The organism is Pseudomonas sp. TE21394 (assembly GCF_054057835.1).
This window is the reverse complement of record NZ_JBSRZR010000001.1, coordinates 2,748,421-2,765,145: the sequence shown is the minus strand read 5'-3', so window position 1 is coordinate 2,765,145 and position 16,725 is coordinate 2,748,421. Positions and strand designations below refer to the sequence as shown.

The following is a 16,725-nucleotide window of genomic DNA, read 5'->3' as shown; positions in this document are numbered from 1 at the left end:
TCCTCAGCAGTTTTCGAAGTGGGTCTTGCGCTGGCCACGCAGCACGATGTCGAAGCGGTAGGCCAGGCAATCCATCGGGTTGGCGTTGCTCATGTCGAGCTTGGCGATCAGTTGCTGCACGGCTTGCGGGTTGGCTATCGACTTGACGATCGGGCACATCGGGATGAGCGGGTCACCCTCGAAATACAGCTGGGTGATCAGTTTGGTGGCGATCGAAGGGCCGCTGATGGCGAAGTGGATGTGCGCCGGACGCCAGTCGTTCGGCCCGTTGCGCCAGGGGTACGGGCCCGGCTTGATGGTGCGGAAGCTGTAGTAGCCGTCACGGTCAGTCAGGCAGCGGCCGACACCACCGAAGTTCGGGTCCAGCGGTGCCAGGTAACGGTCATTCTTGTGCCGGTAGCGGCCACCGGCATTGGCCTGCCACATTTCCACCAGGGTATTTGGCACAGGCTTGCCGTACTGGTCGACGACGCGCCCGGCGACGATGATGCGCTCACCAATCGGCAGGCCACCGTTGTTGAAGTTCAGCAGCAGATCATGGTCGTGGGCACCGAAGCCCAGGTGGGAAAAGTCCGGGCCGGTGGTTTCGCTGATCGACTGCGGAATGCTGACCAGCGCCTGGCGCGGCGAACGGGCAATGGATGTCTTGTAGTCAGGCGTAAGGGCTTTAGGGTGCCAGTTGCGATCACGGATCACGAAGCGGCTGGTGTCCTGGGCGGGCATGCCGGTTTCCTCTCTTGGAATTATGTGAACGCCTGGGCGTGGCAGGCGGACTTGCAGTTTCGGGCAAGCTGAGCGCTGTGAATATTGAAATCAGCCGCTTTAAACATAACCAGAAGGTTATGGGTGAACACGTTTGTCTGACACCGCCTGCGGTGGTGGACTAATCTTTGTCTTCTTGTTTCACGCTCCGGAGAGCATTCATGGAATGGCGAAAAGGCCGGCGCAGCGACAATGTGGTCGATGCCCGAGGCGAAGGTGGCGGTGGCGGTGGCATGCGTTTCGGCGGCGGCAAGGGGCTGGGGCTTGGCGCGGTACTGCTGATCGTCGGTATCGGCTGGCTCACCGGGCAGGACCCGCTGCAGATTCTTGGCCAGCTCACGGGCCAGATGGAGCAACAGCAACGACAGGCGCCCGGCAGCGTGGGCGGCAAGGCCCCACCAGCCAACGACCAGCAGGCCGAGTTCGTCGCCTCGATCCTGGGTGACACCGAAGATACCTGGAAAGCCCTGTTTGCCGAGGCTGGCAAGCAATACCGCGATCCCAAGCTGGTGCTGTTCAGCGGCCAGGTCAATTCGGCCTGTGGCTTTGCTTCAGCGGCAGTGGGGCCGTTCTACTGCCCCGCCGACCAGCGGGTATACCTGGACATGTCGTTCTTCCGCGAGATGGAAACCCGTTTCGCGGCCGCCGGCGACTTTGCCCAGGCCTACGTGATCGCCCACGAAATCGGCCATCACGTGCAGACCTTGCTGGGCGTGTCGGCCAAGGTCGACGCCGCGCGCCGCAGTGGCCAACGCCTGGAGGGCGACAATGGCCTGCTGGTACGCCAGGAGCTGCAGGCCGACTGCCTGGCAGGGGTGTGGGCCTACCAGGCGCAAAAGCGCCTGAACTGGCTGGAGCCGGGCGACGTCGAGGAGGCCCTGAACGCCGCCAATGCCATTGGCGATGACCGCTTGCAGCAGCAGGGCCGCGGGCGCGTAGTGCCGGACTCGTTCACCCACGGTACCTCGGCACAGCGGGTTCGCTGGTTCAAGGCAGGGTTCGCCGAGGGTGAGGTGAACAGTTGCGATACCTTCAGCGCCCGTACCCTTTGATCCCCCCCGCCAAGCTGGCGCGGACGTCGTAGGTGCGACTCTAGCCGCGACACCGGCAAAGCCGGTGCCCTCCTCCGCGTCGCTTGCTTCGCGGGCAAAGCCGCTTCCACGACGGCAGGCGCAGGCTTGCCCGCCAACGGCCGCAAAGCCGTCCTCAGTAGTTCTCTTGTTACAACCCTGCTGAAAAAGCGTTTCAGCTTCGCCCATCACTGCCGATAACCCCTGCACGAATCAGCGGGCATCCAGAACAACAACGCCTGGCGATCGAACAAATCGAGCGAAATCAACTTCTGGAGAGCGTGCATGAATAGCTGGTTCGCCAACATCAGCGTCAACCTCAAACTGGGCCTGGGCTTCGGTCTGGTACTGATCCTCACCGGCCTGCTGGCCCTGACCGGCTGGACCAGCCTGGGCAGCCTGATCGACCGCAGCAACTGGATGGGTGATATCGGCCAGCTCAACAAGGACCTGACCGACCTGCGTATTGCCCGCCTGCAGTACATGATCGCCAACGGTGACGATGCCGCCGCCGCCAACACCCAGGCCAAGCTGGATGCCTTCAGCAAGCAGCAAGCGTATCTGGCAACCACGTTCAAGAGCCCGGAGAACGTCAAGCTGCTGGGTGAGCTGGGCGAAACCATCAGTGCCTACAAGGTATCGCTGAACAAGATGCGCCAAGGCTACGACGCCACCCGCACCGCGCGTGCGGCCATGGAAAGCTCGGCCAGCAAGGCCGACCAGGCGATGGACGCGCTGAGCCAGGAAGTCACGGCACGCGCCGAAGCCGACAGCGTGCGCCTGGCCCAGTACCAACTGATCAGCAAGGCTCGCCAGCAACTGCTGCAGGTGCGCATCGACGTGCGCGGCTATATCGCCGACAACAGCGCCGCCAATGAACAGGCCGCCCTGCGCCAGCTGGATGCCGCCCTGGCCGGCATCGACAGCCTCAAGCGCCAGCTGCCCGGCGAAGACACGCGCCTGCAACAGTTCGAAGGCTCGGTACTGGCCTACCGTGATGCAGTGCGCCAGTTCCGCGATGCGGTCGCCAACATCACCACCGCGCGTGCCGAAATGACCGTGCAGGGTGCCGACATCGTCAAGCGCAGCGACGCGCTGTACCAGATCCAGCTGGAACGCCGCGACATCGAGAGCACCCAGGCCCGCACCCTGCAGGCTATCGCCACCTTGCTGGCGCTGCTGGTCGGCGTGCTGGCGGCCGTACTCATCACCAGGCAGATCACCCGGCCTCTGCGCGACACGCTGGTGGCGGTGGAAAAGATCGCCAGCGGCGACCTCACCCAGCAGCTGCGGGTTACCCGCCGCGATGAACTGGGCGTGCTGCAGCAAGGCATCGCGCGCATGGGCACCACCCTGCGCGAGCTGATCAGCGGTATCCGCGACGGCGTTACCCAGATCGCCAGCGCCGCCGAGGAGCTGTCAGCAGTGACCGAGCAGACCAGCGCCGGTGCCAACAGCCAGAAGGTCGAGACCGACCAGGTGGCCACCGCCATGCACGAAATGGCCGCTACCGTTCAGGAAGTGGCGCGCAACGCCGAACAGGCATCACATGCGGCCACCGGTGCCGATGACGAAGCCCGCGCTGGCGACCGCGTGGTGGGCGAGGCGATTGGCCAGATCGAGCGCCTGGCCGAGGACATGCACCGCTCCACCGAGGCCATGAACCTGCTGCAGCAGGAAAGCCAGAAGATCGGCAGCGTGATGGACGTTATCAAGTCGGTGGCGGAACAGACCAACCTGCTGGCGCTGAACGCTGCGATCGAAGCGGCGCGCGCCGGTGAGGCCGGGCGTGGCTTTGCCGTGGTCGCCGATGAAGTGCGCGGCCTTGCCCAGCGCACGCAGAAATCCACCGAAGAGATCGAGGAACTGATCGCCAGCCTGCAGCACGGAACCCAGCAAGTGGCGGCGGCCATGCACGGTAGCCGGACCCTGACCGACAGCAGCGTCGAGCTGGCGCGCAAGGCTGGGGCCTCGCTGGAAAACATCACCAGCACGGTGTCGAGCATCCAGTCGATGAACCAGCAGATTGCTGCGGCAGCGGAGCAACAGAGTGCGGTGGCGGAGGAGATCAGCCGCAGCATCCTCAATGTACGCGATGTGTCGGAGCAGACGGCGGCGGCCAGCGACGAGACGGCCGCCTCCAGCGTGGAGCTGGCGCGCCTTGGTGGGCAGTTGCAGACGCTGGTCAGCCAGTTCCGCGTCTGACTTGAAGCCCATGGCGCCGCATTGCGGCCCATCTCGACACAAGGCCGCTCCTGCAAGGATTTGATTTCCTGTGGGAGTGGCTTGTGTCGCCATGGAGGGCAAAGCCCTCCCGGCGATGGAGCAGGTATTACTTGACGATCATCCCGACCCCACGCCCACGTGGATCCGAAGCTGTCTCCAGCTTCGCACCGTTCACCCGGATCGCCTGGATGTCGCCCATCTCCCAGCCCTGGTCCTCCAGCACATAGCCCATTTTCTTCAGCTCGTCAGCCACCGGCCCGGTCAACGGCGCGTAGCTGTCAAAGTAGATGGTGTCCTTGGGCAGCAACTGATGGTGCACACGCTGCGCCGCTACCGCCTTGTCCAGTGGCATGCCGTAGTCGTACAGGTTGTTCATGACCTGGAAGATCGAGGTGAAGATCCGCGAGCCGCCCGGCGTGCCGATGACCAACTCGACCTTGCCATCGCGGGTCATCAGGCTGGGGCTCATCGACGACAGCATGCGCTTGCCCGGTGCGATGGCATTGGCATCTCCGCCTACCACACCGAACGCATTGGCCGCCCCCGGCTTGGCGCTGAAGTCATCCATTTCGTCGTTCAACAGGAAGCCGGCACCTTTCACCACCACGCCACTGCCGTAATCAAGGTTCAGGGTGTAGGTATTGCTGACCGCGTTGCCCTGCTTGTCGACGATCGAGAAGTGCGTGGTCTGGTGCGGTTCCAGGCCCGGCCTGACCTTGTCGGTCGCGGAAATGGCCTTCGGATTGACCTGCGCGGCACGCTTGGCCAGGTAGTCCTTGGCCACCAGCTGCGCCACCGGCACCTGGGTGAAGGCCGGGTCGCCGAGGTAGTCGGCACGGTCGGCGAACACCCGTTTTTCAATTTCGGCCAGCAGGTGGATGTACTGCGCCGAGTTGTGCGCCACGCCCTTGAAGTCCGCGGCGCGGTCTTCCTTGATGCCCAGCAACTGGGCCAGGGCGACGCCGCCGGAGCTTGGCGGAGGCGCGGTATAGACCACATTGCCACGCCAGCTGACAGCCATCGGTTCACGCCATACCGCCTTGTAGTCGCGCAGGTCCTGCTTGGTGATCAGGCCCTTGTCGGCCTGCATCTGCGCCACCAGCAGGTCGGCGGTCTTGCCCTGGTAGAACTCACTCACGCCCTTGTCGGCGATGCGCTCCAGGGTCTGCGCCATCTCTGGCTGCTTGAACAGCTGGCCGACTTTCATGTTGCCGAAGTAGTCGTTGAAATTGGTCGCGGTCTTGAACATGCCCTGGGCATCGTTGCGGTACTGGTACTGCTTTTCAGCCACCTTGAAACCGTTTTTCGCATAGCCGATCGCCGGGGTCAGCAGCTCGCTCCAGGGCAGCTTGCCGAATTTCTGGTGCGCCTCCCACAACCCCATTACCGTGCCGGGTACGCCAGCTGCGCGGGCCCCGACCAGGCTGAGGTTCTCGATGACCTCGCCCTTGTCGTCCAGGTACATGTTGCGCGTGGCAGCCTTGGGCGCCACCTCGCGGTAGTCGAGGAAATAGGGTTTGCCGTCGACGAACAGGGTCATGAACCCGCCGCCGCCGATGTTGCCGGCCTCGGGGTAAGTCACCGCCAGGGTGAACGCGGTGGCCACTGCCGCATCCACCGCGTTGCCGCCCTTCCTGAGGATATCAGCGGCCACCTGTGCACCATATTGATCGGGCGCGGCCACTGCACCGCCCTCCAGGGTGGCGGCATGAACCGAGGAACAGCTCAGGATCGCGGCTGCGAGAGCCAGGTACTGGAACGGAACCATACGCATGACACTTCCTTGGTGTTGTTTTTGTTGAGCAGTCAGTAAGGCCGAAGCGTGTCCACTGCGCAATCAATAGCAGGAAGTTTCGCCGCCTGTGGGCAGGCTTTGTCGCGTTCAGGCAACTCAGCAGGCGTACATCGCCAACTTGCGCTGGATGAAATCGAGGAAGCACTGGATGCGCAGTGCCAACTGGGTATTGCGGTAGTACACCGCATGGATCGGCTGGCGATAGCCGTTGTTGGCTTCGCTGAGCAACACCCGCAATCGCCCGCTGCGGATGTCTTCGTGGGTCATGAAGTGCGACAGGCTGACGATGCCCTCGCCCGCCAGGGCCAACTGGCGCAAGGTCTCGCCGCTGGAAGCGATCAGTGCCGGGCGGATGCTCCAGCGGTCGCCCTGGGCATGGCGCAATGGCCAGTGGTTGAGCGATTCGGGCTGGCTGAAGCCGAGCAGGCAATGGTTGGCCAGGTCCTCGACCCGCTGCGGCGTACCATGCTGTTCGAGATACGCCGGGCTGGCCAGCACCTGCACCGGGCTGCACCCCAGACTGCGCGCATGCAGGCTGGAGTCGGCCAGTTCGCCGATGCGGATGGCCACATCGGTACTCTGCTCCAGCAGGTCGATGATCAGGTCATCGGTGTTGAGCTCCAGTTCGATGCCGGGGTACTGGCGGCGAAACTCGCCGATCCAGGGCAGGATGGCGTGCAGCATGAACGGCGCGGCAGCGTTGATGCGCAGACGCCCGGTAGGGGTCTGGCGGTTCATCGACAGGCGCTCTTCCATCTCATCCATCTGTTCCAGGATCAGGCGCGAACGCTCGAGGAAAAAGCGGCCCTCTTCGGTCAGGTCCATGCGCCGGGTGGTGCGGTTGACCAAGGTGGTGCCCAGCTTGCCCTCCAGGCGTGACAGGGTACGGCTGACGGCGGACGGAGTCTGGCCCAGCTGCTCGGCAGCAGCGGAAATCGAGCCGCAGTCGATGACGGTGACGAATACCTGGAGTTCTTCGGATCGGGTTTTCACATCGGCGCCTGTGGTTGGTCTCTGCAGGGACTAGATAGCCGCTTGTCGAGGCCAAGTCCAGCGCTGCCTGTACCGCCCTTTTCGTAGGCCGGACCGTGAAAAGGGCGGTACAGGCGAAACTCACTGTGCCTTGCCGAATACCTTGTCCAGGTGCTCCGCATAGGCCGCCAGCGCCGCCGGCACATCCGGGCGCTTCATCACATCCACCGCCAGGAAGGTCGGCAAGCCAGTCATGCCAAGAAATTGGTTGGCCTTGTGGAAGGGGAAATACACCGCATCCACACCCTTGCCCTCGAAGAAATCGCTGGGGTCATCGAATGCCTGCTGCGGCGCATTCCAGGTCAGCGACAGCATGTACCGCTTGCCGTGCACCAGGCCGCCGCTGCCGTACTTCTGCGAGTGGTCCGAACGGGTACGACCATCGTTGGCATACAGGCTGCCATGGCCTGCGGTAAACACCTCGTCGATGTATTTCTTCACGGTCCATGGCGCGCCCATCCACCAGCCTGGCATCTGGTAGATCACTACATCGGCCCAGAGGAATTTCTGCACTTCTTCCTGAATGTCATAACCACCATCGATGAAGGTCTGGCGCACATCGAAACCGGCGTGATCCAGGTGAGCCAAGGCCGCTTCATGCAAGGTGGCGTTGAGACGGCCATCGGAGTGAGCGAACTGTTTACCGCCGTTGAGCAGAAGGATCTTTTTCATATGAGCCTCGCGAAAAATTCAGGTCGGCAGATTAGGGGCTCGCGGGCAGGGGATACAGTGGCGCAGGGGCAAAAAACAATTGATCAAAAGTCACGAATGTCTGGCACATTATTGCCGTAGACTCGCCCTACCTTCCGTCAACGAGTAGCGACCCATGACTGAGCAGTACGCCTTCATCCTCAAAGCCAAGACCCGTCCGGAAATGGCCGAGGCATTCGAAACCCTGTTCCGCGCGTATGTCGAGCCAAGCCGCCAGGAACCGGGCTGCATCGAATACCACATGCTGCGCGACAAACAGGACCCGAGCCTGTTCGTGTTTTTCGAGGTCTGGGCCGACAAGGCCGCGCTGGATGTGCACTCCGCCCTGCCACACATGACCGCGTTCTTCGAAAAGCGCATGGACTACCTGGAGCGCGATTTCGACATCCAGATGATCGACATGCTCAGCGCCTCGTCCGCTAGCCGCTGATAAGCAAGTGGCCACCAAGTGCGGCCATGCCGATGAAGAAGCAACGCTTGAACAATTGTGCACTGATGCGCTGACGCAGCCATTGCCCGGCCAGCATGCCGAGCAGGGCCGGCGCCAGCATCAGCAGCGAGGCTCCCAGGGCCTGGCCACCCAGGGCATCCTGCCTGGCCAGGCCAACGGCCAGGGCCAGGGTCGACACCGTGAACGACAGGCCCAGGGCCTGGACCATCTGCTCACGGTTCAAGGCCAGGCTTTGCAGGTAGGGCACGGCCGGTATCACGAATACCCCCGTTGCTGCCGTGACCACGCCAGTCACCAGGCCGCAGGCCGGCCCCAGCCAACGCTCGCGCCTCGGCGCCAGGCACAGGCCCGCCCCGACCAACCCGTACAGCGCATAGGCCAGCAGGGCCACGCCCAGGGCATGTTTGGCCCACGGGCCGCTGTTTATCCCCAACCAGGCGCTGCCCAGCAAGGTGCCGATGAAGATCATTGCCAACATCGGCCCCAAACGTACCAGCAACGTCCGCAGGTGCCCGCCACTGGCCAGTTGCCAAAGGTTGGTGAGGGTCGAAGGTACGATCAGCAACGCAGCAGCCTGCGCCGGAGGCATAGCCAGGCCCAACAGGCCCATGGCGATGGTCGGCAAGCCGAGGCCAATCACACCTTTCACCGTACCGGCCAGCAGAAAGGTCATTACCACCAGCGATGCGAGAGCTGGGCCGAGGTCCTGATAGAAAGCGAGCAAGGTATTCATCAGCCGATGATGGCGCGCACCGGCCTGGCTGAACATCTGTCATATACTCAGGCAGACTCTTGCCAGGACAGAGCCAGATGCATTTCGACCTGATCGACCTCAGGCTGTTCCAGCACACCCTGGAGTGCGGCAACATCACTGCCGGCGCCAGTCGCAGCCACCTGTCGCTGCCAGCAGCCAGTGCGCGCATCCGGGCCATGGAAGCTTCGTTGGGTATCCCCCTGCTGGAACGCAATCGCCGTGGCGTACAGCCGACGCCGGCCGGCCAGGCCCTGCTGCAGCATGCCCGGCTGATAGCGCAGCAGGTCGAACGCCTGCAGTTCGACCTCGGCCAGTATGCGCAAGGGCAGCACGGCCAGGTGCGCCTGCTGTGCAACACGGCGGCGCTCACCGAATACCTGCCGGAACTGCTGGCCAGCTACCTGGCTGAGAACCCAGGCATCAGCATCGATGTGCAGGAACTGCCGAGCTTGCGCATCGTGCAGGCGATTACCCAGGGCATGGCCGACCTGGGCATCGTTTCGACCGCAGCCCCTTGCGAGCACCTGCAAACTCGCCCCTTTCGTGACGACCCGCTGGTGCTGGTGATGCCGCCGGGTCATCCGCTGGCCAGTGCGCTCGCGCCCAGCTTCAGCGATAGCCTGGCGCACGGCTATGTCGGCCTCGGCGCAAGCAGTGCGTTGGCGTTGTACCTTGAAGAGCAAGCCCTGCGCGAGGGGCGGCGGATGCAGGTACGCGTGCGGGCCGAGGGGTTTGATGGGGTGATTCGCATGGTCGCCGGCGGTGCCGGCGTGGGGGTGGTGCCGCTGGCAGCGGTGCGGCGCTGGCAGGGTATGTTGCCCTTGCACTGGGTGGCGCTAGCGGAGCCATGGGCCAACCGGAGGTTGCTGGTGTGCGCGCGGGATTTTGCGGCACTGCCGGGGTATGCGGCGGGTTTGGTAGCTGCGTGTGAAAATCCCGTGTTAGCGTGATGTGAAGGCTAATCAGGGCCCTAGAAAAGCCATAGCAAATGGGACGATTAGAAATGACAGCTTAAGAATCACAGGCCAGGTTTCAAAATCCATCATTGGAAATTTCATTTATAAATTCCCGACAGCTCCACCTAAAACTTCTCCTACCCCTACAAAGTTACCTATTCTCACAATAACACGACTACAGGTGCTGATAATAAGACGATCCATTGCAGTCTCGCCCGGTTTCTAACCATTATCGCACCTCCGAAAGCAGAATAACGGCATATGCAACTACCGTCCAAACACAACCGACCAGTGTCAACCACGCTGCAACAGCCATTTTTATTTTTAGCCTCGAAGGAAAACGCTTCAACTCATCAGGGTCTAGCATACCTCGCCGTAATGCGAATTTAGGAAACGTTACCAAACCGGCAAGCATACAAATTAATATCCAGCGCCACTTGAAACTTTTCTCGCGCCGAACTTGCTTCATGGATTCAATAAAAGGGTTACTCCGGATGCCCGACCGTGCGACATCGTAATCGCTTCCTAAGACAAGAAAAGCAAGTATCAACGGCCCTGGCAACCCGAAGATAAATGGACCCATCACCAATATCAGTCTCGCCATAATCGGCCAATCATTAAGGTCGATCATTTGTAGCCTCATAGACAAGTTCGCCAGCCGACTCGCCGATCTTTGCGCCTACCAGGCTGCCAACTGCGCCTCCAGCCCCGACCAGCGCGATACCACATACAGGCGTGCCGATGCCTAAAGTACCAATAGCGAATCCAACGCATAGCGTGCCAGCCGCCAAGCCAGCACCGGCAGCAACAGCACTTCCCAGACCAACGCCACCAGCAAAACTTGCTGTTTCTGTCATTCGAATCTTTTTACAAGCCTCAGTCTCCCCCGCCCGACACACTTCCTGCACCTTTAAATAAGAAGATATCCCACCCAACCCAAATGCAGCATACCCTCCATACTCAAGGTACTTGCTGAGCCGCGCCACCTTGTCCAGATGCGTCGCATACCCCGGTATCTGCCCCGGCCCGCCCGCCTTCGACCAATGATGCACGAGGCTTTTGGTCGAAATATTCAAGCGCTTCTTCAGCCGTTCGTAGTTGCCCAGGTCCAGTTGCTTGTTAAGAAACGCCACTTTCAACTGGCCATCCAGCTGCTGCAGCAACCGTCGCCGTTCGGCGAAAAAGTTCGGGCTGTTCAGATGGCCATGGCGCATGAACTCCCGCTGGTGCAGTTGCTCGATACTGGTCAAGGTACCGCTGACCTGCTTCAGCCCCTGTTCCAGCATGTCCTTGCCCACGCCCATGGACAGGCTGGCATTACTGAGCAAGCCGGCGATTTCGGCCTGGTGCTCCATCATGAAGTCCGCTTCGGCGAAATCGAGCACTGCCAGCGCACGGCGTGAATGCTCGGCCGCCGCCATCAGCTGGCCTTCCTCGCGGGTGCAGGCATCACCGTTGTCAGGGTCACCGAGGACGAAGATTTCCCCTGCCTTGAAGCCCTGTTCAAACGTCGGGTTGAGCCGCTGCAGGCGGGAGATGGGTAGGGTGGCATCGTGCTCGGCCAATTGCAGCAGCACCTGCGCGAACGACATGCGCCGTGGCACTACATAGAACCCGGGCTCCAGCGTACCGGGCAACGCCCCCACTACCGGTTGGGAGAAGTGTCCGGGGTACAAGGCGTTTGACGGCTCGGCAAAGTGGGTATTGGCCCGGCCCATAACAGGCTGCGTAGACGGTGGCGCCTCATGCAACGGTGCAACGACCCGATTACTACCTGGCGGGCAGCCACAGAGCACCAGCGCACCGTCCATGGCCACCCGCTGGCCGCCGGAAATAAAATGGTCCACGCCTTCGGCGACAGTGCCCACCTGCCCGCAGAGTGGGCATGGCGTGGTGCGGTCACCTTCGCGAAGCACCATTCGACCCTCGGCGAGATAGCCTGCGTTCGTCGCAATACAGACAGCCCCCGTAGTGGTGACATCACCATCGACTGCCTGCCCTCTTCCCTCCAGATTGACGCGCATCCAGAAGCTCCTTGCCCAGATGATTCAGGACTGAAACCTAACACCCAAGGGAAAGCTTTCGATGCCGAAGGCCCTAAATCAGAGCTTTCCTACATTGTCACCAGACCAATACCGGGCCGGCTTTACCCGCAACGCACACTCACACAAAATAGCGCCCCAATGCCCAACGAAAAGGACGTCACGGTGGCCTCGATCTACCAGCTCAAACCGCGCTTCCAGGCCCTGCTCCGCCCTACGGTGCAGCGCCTTCACGAGCGGGGTGTCACCGCCAACCAGGTCACGGTCGCAGCTGCCCTGGTGTCAGTGCTGCTGGGCCTGTTGCTGGCCACCCGGCACCATCCCGCCTGGCTGTTCATCCTCCTACCGGTATGGATGCTGCTGCGCATGGCCCTGAACGCCATGGACGGCATGCTCGCCCGGGAATTCGGCCAGCAATCCACCCTCGGCGCCTACCTCAACGAACTCTGCGACGTGATCGCCGACGCCGCCCTGTACCTGCCCTTCGCCCTGCTGCCGGGGGTATCACCAGTCCTGGTCGTGCTCGTGGTGCTCAGCGCCACCTTCAGCGAGTACGCCGGGGTCATGGGCCCGCTGGCCGGTGCCTCACGGCGCTACGACGGCCCAATGGGCAAGAGCGACCGGGCCTTTGCCTTCGGCGTACTGGGCACCGGCGTGGCCTTCGGCCTGTTGAACGGAGCCTGGATCAACGGCTTGTTGCTGGTGATCCTCGTACTCTCGCTCTATACCCTCTACAACCGGGTTCGCCAGGGGCTGGCGGAAACCCGTTGAGCCTACTGCCGTCGTAAAAGGATGTTGACCATGCGCCAAGCGCAAGCACTGCATTTCACTACCCATGACGGCGTCGAGCTGCATTACCGTCACTGGCCCGCCACCCGCAACGAACACCAGCCGCGCCGGGCCATGGTGATGTTCCACCGCGGCCATGAACATGGCGGGCGCATGGCCCATCTGGCCGATGAGCTGGACATGCCTGGCTATGACTTCTTCGCCTGGGATGCCCGTGGCCACGGCCAGTCGCCGGGGGCACGCGGCGACAGCCCGGGGTTCGCCACCAGCGTTCGCGATGTACAGACCTTCATCGAGCATATCCAGGCCCGCCACGGTATCGCCGAGCAGGACCTGGTGGTGCTGGCGCAGAGTGTCGGTGCCGTGCTGGTCGCCACCTGGGCCCACGACTATGCACCCAAGGTGCGCTGCCTGGTACTGGCCTCGCCGGCGTTCAAGGTCAAGCTGTATGTACCGTTCGCCCGCCCCGGGCTGAAGCTGCTGAAGGCCTTGCGCGGCAACTTCTTCGTCAACAGCTACGTCAAGCCACGCCTGCTTACCCACGACCCCGAGCGGGTCATGTCGTACGTGGCCGACCCGCTGATCAGCCGGCCGATTTCGGTGACCATGCTGCTAGGCCTGTACGAAGCCGCCGACCGCGTGGTGGCGGACGCCCAGGCCATCCAGGTGCCGACCCAGCTGCTGGTGTCCGGCGCCGACTTCGTGGTCGAGCGCCAGCCGCAACAACGCTTCTTCGAGCGCCTGGGCAGTGCGCGCAAGGAAATGCACATCCTGCCGGGGTTCTTCCACGACACCCTGGGTGAACGTGATCGGGCGCATGCCCTGCGGCGCATCGAGCGGTTCGTCGAGCACTGCTTCGCCAGCCCTGCTGCACTGCCGTCGCTGCTCGATGCCGACAAGGTCGGCGCCAGTTGCGCCGAGGCGGAAAGCCTGGCTGCGCCATTGCCGCACTACTCGCCCCGCGACCTCTACTGGCGCGCCACCCGCGCCGGGCTGCGCCTGGGCAAGGGGCTTTCGGAAGGCGTCAAGCTAGGGTTCGACACCGGTTTCGACTCGGGCAGTACCCTTGACTACGTGTACCGCAACCAGCCAACCGGCAAGGGCAAGCTGGGCCGCCTGGTCGATCGCAACTATCTCGATGCCATCGGCTGGCGTGGCATCCGCCAGCGCAAGCTGCACGTCGAAGAGCTGCTGCGCCTGGCCATCGCCCGCCTGCGCGAACAGCAACGGCCGGTGCACATCGTCGATATCGCAGCCGGCCATGGCCGCTACATTCTCGAAGCCCTGCAGGAGCTGGAGCAACTGCCGGATTCGATCCTGCTGCGCGACTACAGCGAGCTGAACGTGCAGCAAGGCAGCGCGCTGATCGCGGAAAAAGGCCTGGCTGACATCGCCCGCTTCGTCCAGGGCGATGCCTTCGACCGCCAGAGCCTGGCTACGCTGGAACAACCGCCGACCTTGGCCGTGGTGTCCGGCCTGTACGAACTGTTCGCCAGCAACCAGCTGGTGGGCAACTCGCTGGCCGGCCTGGCCGACGCGCTGGAGGATGGCGGCTATCTGGTCTACACCGGCCAACCGTGGCATCCGCAACTGGAGATGATCGCCCGCGCCCTTACCAGCCACCGCGGCGGCGAGCCCTGGGTGATGCGCCGGCGCAGCCAGGCCGAGATGGACCAGTTGGTCGAAGCAGCGGGCTTCCGCAAGCTGGCCCAGCGCATCGATGAGTGGGGCATTTTCAGTGTCAGCCTGGCCCAACGGGTGCGCTGAATGAACCCATCGCGCGAGCCCGGGCTGCTCCGCCGGGGCGTATTCTGGCTATTGCTGCTGGGGCCACTGTTTTTCCTCAGCTACGGGTTGGCCAACAGCCACACGATGGGGCGCAATGATGTCGGCAGCCTGGTGTTCGCCTGGGAAAGCCGCATGCCGTTGTGGCCGTGGACGATCATCCCGTACTGGTCGATCGACCTGCTCTACGGGCTGTCCTTCCTGCTGCCGCGCACGCGCCAGGAAATGGACCGGCATGCCCTGGCCCTTCTGACAGCACAGGTGATCAGCGTCAGCTGCTTCCTGCTCTGGCCGCTGCGCTTCACCTTCGAGCGGCCGGAACTGGGAGGCGTGTACGGCTGGATGTTCGATGTGCTGATGGGGTTCGACAAGCCGTTCAACCAGGCGCCATCGCTGCATATCGCCCTGCTGGTGATCATCTGGACCATGTTTGCCCGGCATGTCCAACGCCAGCCCTGGCGCTGGCTGATGCATGGCTGGATGGCGCTGATCGGGGTGTCGGTGCTGACCACCTGGCAGCACCATTTCATCGACGTGCCAACCGGGGCGTTGGCCGGGTTCGTCTGTATCTGGCTGTGGCCGCACCAGGGTCGGCTGCCCTGGCAGCAGGCCCGCCTTGCGCAGGATACCAAGCGTTGGCGAATGGCCTTGAGCTACGCCGCGGGCGCGCTGTTGTGCGTTGTGCTTGCCATGGGCCTGGGTGGTGCCTGGCTGTGGCTGGCCTGGCCGACCGTGTCGCTGGCGCTGGTGGCGTTGAGTTACGGCGTGTTCGGCGCTGGCGGCTTTCAGAAAGGTGCCGATGGGCGCTTGTCGAATGCCGCCCGCTGGCTGCTGGCGCCTTATCTGTTGGGGGCATGGGCCAATTCGCGGTTGTGGACCTGGCGGCATCCGCAGGCGAATGAAGTGTGTGATGGCGTCTATCTGGGGCGGATTCCAGGGAGCAGGGCGTCATTTTCCGGGATCGTCGACCTGTGCGCGGAGCTGCCGTGTAGTGTTCGCGGCGCTGTTGACTATAGGTGTTTCCCTGCGCTCGACCTGATAGCCCCGGACAGCGCCCTGTTACATCAAGCCGCCGACGCCATCGAGCGCTTGCGCAGCAGCGGCCCGGTGTTGGTTTGCTGTGCCTTGGGTTACTCGCGCAGCGCCAGCGCCGTGGCTGCCTGGCTGGTGCTCAGCGGCCGCTGCAACGACGCCCGGCAGGCCGAAGCGCTGATCGGTAAAGCTCGCCCGGGGGTGGTTCTGCGTCACGCACACCACCAAGCGCTGCAGCAACTGGGAGCACAACCATGAACCTGCTGGTGGTAGCCAGCCTGCTGGGCCGTGGCAAACAGCTGGAGCGACTGTCCGACGGCCTCACCCTGCTGGCGCTCGCCTACGGCTTGGCGCCATTGCTGAATGCGCCGTTGCAACCACTGGCCAGCCTGCTGTGTGGCGTACTGTTGATACTGGGCGTACTACACAAGTACTGGGCCATCCGCGTGGCGGTAGATGCCGACCTGTTTGCCCACCTGTTCAAAAGCTCCGACCTGTCGGCAGACACCCGCGCCCTGGACCGCGCCCTGTTCGAATTGAAACTCAAACCACAAGCCGCCGATTCCCGCGCCTGGCCTGCCCGCAGCCAGGCTGCACTGGCCCTGCTGCGCCGCCAGGCCGTATGCCTGGGCCTGCAGTTGTCGCTGGCCTTGGCTACCCTGCTGACACTGCCTTTGAAGGGATAATGACCGCCCCATGCTCGCCAGCCTGACCGCTTACCTCATCACTTCCGCTGCCCGCCTGATCACAGGCGCGCGCGCCCTGTGGCTGGGCTGCACGCCGCTGCCGGTGCAGCGCCTGTATTTCGCCAATCACAGCAGCCACGGCGATTTCGTGTTGCTGTGGGCGTCATTGCCAGCAACGCTACGCAAGCGCACCCGCCCGGTGGCCGGCGCGGACTACTGGGCCCGGCCAGGTATTCGCGACTTCCTCATTCGCAAGGTGTTCAATGGCGTGCTGATCAACCGGCAACGCAGTGAAGGCCAGGGCAACCCGCTGCAGCCGATTCTCGAAGCCGTGGCCCAGGGCGACTCGCTGATCTTCTTCCCGGAGGGCACGCGCAACCTGGGCGACGAGCCACTGATGCCATTCAGAAGTGGGTTGTACCACTTGGCTGCGGCCAACCCCGACGTCGAACTGGTGCCGGTATGGATTGCCAACCTCAACCGGGTGATGCCCAAGGGCCGCGCCTTGCCTTTGCCCTTGCTGTGCACGCTGAGCTTTGGCGAACCGCTGCACCTGGAGGCTGATGAAAGCAAGCAGGTATTTCTCGAGCGGGCCAGCAAGGCCCTGCTGAACCTGGCCCCCAAGGATGCCTGA

16 protein-coding genes are annotated in these 16,725 nt (G+C 63.0%); 9 read left to right on the top strand and 7 right to left on the bottom strand.

The genetic code is table 11. From position 1 onward, the window contains the following. Window positions 1-3 precede the first annotated feature (3 nt). A complete protein-coding gene (gene pcaH / locus ACVWZT_RS12710; protein ID WP_186685470.1) occupies window positions 4-723 on the bottom strand; it encodes a protocatechuate 3,4-dioxygenase subunit beta in 720 nt (239 codons plus the stop codon). Window positions 724-923: 200 nt separating this feature from the next. Here pcaH and ypfJ point away from each other — a divergent pair, with 200 nt between their 5' ends. Both ypfJ and ACVWZT_RS12700 read left to right on the top strand, forming a co-directional pair. Continuing rightward, entirely contained in the window at window positions 924-1,814 is an 891-nt protein-coding gene (ypfJ, locus tag ACVWZT_RS12705) for a KPN_02809 family neutral zinc metallopeptidase (RefSeq protein WP_457469597.1), read from the top strand. A gap of 303 nt (window positions 1,815-2,117) precedes the next feature. Then, complete coding sequence (locus ACVWZT_RS12700) at window positions 2,118-4,037, top strand: HAMP domain-containing methyl-accepting chemotaxis protein (RefSeq protein ID WP_457469596.1); 1,920 nt, start codon at window positions 2,118-2,120, stop codon at window positions 4,035-4,037. A 127-nt stretch (window positions 4,038-4,164) separates the two neighbouring features. Here ACVWZT_RS12700 and ggt read toward each other — a convergent pair whose 3' ends face one another. From ggt to ACVWZT_RS12685, 3 genes are all read right to left on the bottom strand, one after another. Beyond that, the gene (gene ggt, locus ACVWZT_RS12695) at window positions 4,165-5,832 is read right to left on the bottom strand and encodes a gamma-glutamyltransferase (RefSeq protein WP_457469595.1); all 1,668 of its coding nucleotides are present in this window, start codon (window positions 5,830-5,832) and stop codon (window positions 4,165-4,167) included. A 117-nt stretch (window positions 5,833-5,949) separates the two neighbouring features. Then, window positions 5,950-6,846: a LysR family transcriptional regulator gene (locus ACVWZT_RS12690; protein ID WP_296229862.1), complete on the bottom strand. Its 897-nt coding sequence runs from the start codon at window positions 6,844-6,846 to the stop codon at window positions 5,950-5,952. Window positions 6,847-6,966: 120 nt separating this feature from the next. Beyond that, window positions 6,967-7,557 carry an NAD(P)H-dependent oxidoreductase gene (locus ACVWZT_RS12685; protein WP_296229864.1) on the bottom strand — a complete coding sequence of 197 codons (591 nt, stop codon included), beginning with the start codon at window positions 7,555-7,557 and terminating at the stop codon, window positions 6,967-6,969. Between the two features lie 154 nt (window positions 7,558-7,711). On the opposite strand from ACVWZT_RS12685, the gene ACVWZT_RS12680 reads away from it, so the two are divergent. Then, a complete protein-coding gene (locus ACVWZT_RS12680; RefSeq protein WP_225779269.1) occupies window positions 7,712-8,026 on the top strand; it encodes a putative quinol monooxygenase in 315 nt (104 codons plus the stop codon). Here ACVWZT_RS12680 and ACVWZT_RS12675 read toward each other — a convergent pair. Further along, the gene (locus ACVWZT_RS12675; RefSeq protein WP_457472067.1) at window positions 8,016-8,780 is read right to left on the bottom strand and encodes a sulfite exporter TauE/SafE family protein; all 765 of its coding nucleotides are present in this window, start codon (window positions 8,778-8,780) and stop codon (window positions 8,016-8,018) included. The genes ACVWZT_RS12680 and ACVWZT_RS12675 overlap by 11 nt on opposite strands. A 77-nt stretch (window positions 8,781-8,857) precedes the next feature. Between ACVWZT_RS12675 and ACVWZT_RS12670 the strand changes: the two genes are divergently transcribed. Then, window positions 8,858-9,751 (top strand): LysR substrate-binding domain-containing protein, encoded by an 894-nt coding sequence (locus ACVWZT_RS12670; RefSeq protein WP_457469593.1) that lies wholly within the window; start codon window positions 8,858-8,860, stop codon window positions 9,749-9,751. A gap of 235 nt (window positions 9,752-9,986) precedes the next feature. Here the strand turns inward: ACVWZT_RS12670 and ACVWZT_RS12665 are convergent, their stop codons facing one another. After that, window positions 9,987-10,388, bottom strand: a complete 402-nt coding sequence (locus ACVWZT_RS12665) for a hypothetical protein (RefSeq protein WP_457469591.1) — start codon at window positions 10,386-10,388, stop codon at window positions 9,987-9,989. Beyond that, window positions 10,375-11,781, bottom strand: a complete 1,407-nt coding sequence (locus tag ACVWZT_RS12660) for a PAAR domain-containing protein (protein WP_457469589.1) — start codon at window positions 11,779-11,781, stop codon at window positions 10,375-10,377. The genes ACVWZT_RS12665 and ACVWZT_RS12660 overlap by 14 nt, the downstream gene beginning before the upstream one ends. Before the next feature lie 183 nt (window positions 11,782-11,964). On the opposite strand from ACVWZT_RS12660, the gene ACVWZT_RS12655 reads away from it, so the two are divergent. From ACVWZT_RS12655 to ACVWZT_RS12635, 5 genes are read left to right on the top strand one after another with little or no spacing between them, the layout of a single operon-like run. Continuing rightward, window positions 11,965-12,570 carry a CDP-alcohol phosphatidyltransferase family protein gene (locus ACVWZT_RS12655; protein WP_296229894.1) on the top strand — a complete coding sequence of 202 codons (606 nt, stop codon included), beginning with the start codon at window positions 11,965-11,967 and terminating at the stop codon, window positions 12,568-12,570. 30 nt (window positions 12,571-12,600) lie between these two features. Continuing rightward, the gene (locus ACVWZT_RS12650) at window positions 12,601-14,355 is read left to right on the top strand and encodes a bifunctional alpha/beta hydrolase/class I SAM-dependent methyltransferase (RefSeq protein ID WP_457469587.1); all 1,755 of its coding nucleotides are present in this window, start codon (window positions 12,601-12,603) and stop codon (window positions 14,353-14,355) included. Continuing rightward, window positions 14,356-15,663: a phosphatase PAP2/dual specificity phosphatase family protein gene (locus ACVWZT_RS12645; protein WP_457469585.1), complete on the top strand. Its 1,308-nt coding sequence runs from the start codon at window positions 14,356-14,358 to the stop codon at window positions 15,661-15,663. It begins immediately after the preceding gene. Continuing rightward, window positions 15,660-16,091 (top strand): hypothetical protein, encoded by a 432-nt coding sequence (locus ACVWZT_RS12640; RefSeq protein WP_457469584.1) that lies wholly within the window; start codon window positions 15,660-15,662, stop codon window positions 16,089-16,091. The genes ACVWZT_RS12645 and ACVWZT_RS12640 overlap by 4 nt, the downstream gene beginning before the upstream one ends. 10 nt (window positions 16,092-16,101) lie before the next feature. After that, window positions 16,102-16,725: a lysophospholipid acyltransferase family protein gene (locus ACVWZT_RS12635; protein WP_457469582.1), complete on the top strand. Its 624-nt coding sequence runs from the start codon at window positions 16,102-16,104 to the stop codon at window positions 16,723-16,725.

Coding starts and splice junctions, on each gene's coding strand:
- pcaH (WP_186685470.1), bottom strand. CDS start 723: ATGCCCGCCCAGGACACCAGCCGCTTCGTGATCCGTGATCGCAACTGG.
- ypfJ (WP_457469597.1), top strand. CDS start 924: ATGGAATGGCGAAAAGGCCGGCGCAGCGACAATGTGGTCGATGCCCGA.
- ACVWZT_RS12700 (WP_457469596.1), top strand. CDS start 2,118: ATGAATAGCTGGTTCGCCAACATCAGCGTCAACCTCAAACTGGGCCTG.
- ggt (WP_457469595.1), bottom strand. CDS start 5,832: ATGCGTATGGTTCCGTTCCAGTACCTGGCTCTCGCAGCCGCGATCCTG.
- ACVWZT_RS12685 (WP_296229864.1), bottom strand. CDS start 7,557: ATGAAAAAGATCCTTCTGCTCAACGGCGGTAAACAGTTCGCTCACTCC.
- ACVWZT_RS12680 (WP_225779269.1), top strand. CDS start 7,712: ATGACTGAGCAGTACGCCTTCATCCTCAAAGCCAAGACCCGTCCGGAA.
- ACVWZT_RS12675 (WP_457472067.1), bottom strand. CDS start 8,780: ATGAATACCTTGCTCGCTTTCTATCAGGACCTCGGCCCAGCTCTCGCA.
- ACVWZT_RS12670 (WP_457469593.1), top strand. CDS start 8,858: ATGCATTTCGACCTGATCGACCTCAGGCTGTTCCAGCACACCCTGGAG.
- ACVWZT_RS12665 (WP_457469591.1), bottom strand. CDS start 10,388: ATGATCGACCTTAATGATTGGCCGATTATGGCGAGACTGATATTGGTG.
- ACVWZT_RS12660 (WP_457469589.1), bottom strand. CDS start 11,781: ATGCGCGTCAATCTGGAGGGAAGAGGGCAGGCAGTCGATGGTGATGTC.
- ACVWZT_RS12650 (WP_457469587.1), top strand. CDS start 12,601: ATGCGCCAAGCGCAAGCACTGCATTTCACTACCCATGACGGCGTCGAG.
- ACVWZT_RS12645 (WP_457469585.1), top strand. CDS start 14,356: ATGAACCCATCGCGCGAGCCCGGGCTGCTCCGCCGGGGCGTATTCTGG.
- ACVWZT_RS12640 (WP_457469584.1), top strand. CDS start 15,660: ATGAACCTGCTGGTGGTAGCCAGCCTGCTGGGCCGTGGCAAACAGCTG.
- ACVWZT_RS12635 (WP_457469582.1), top strand. CDS start 16,102: ATGCTCGCCAGCCTGACCGCTTACCTCATCACTTCCGCTGCCCGCCTG.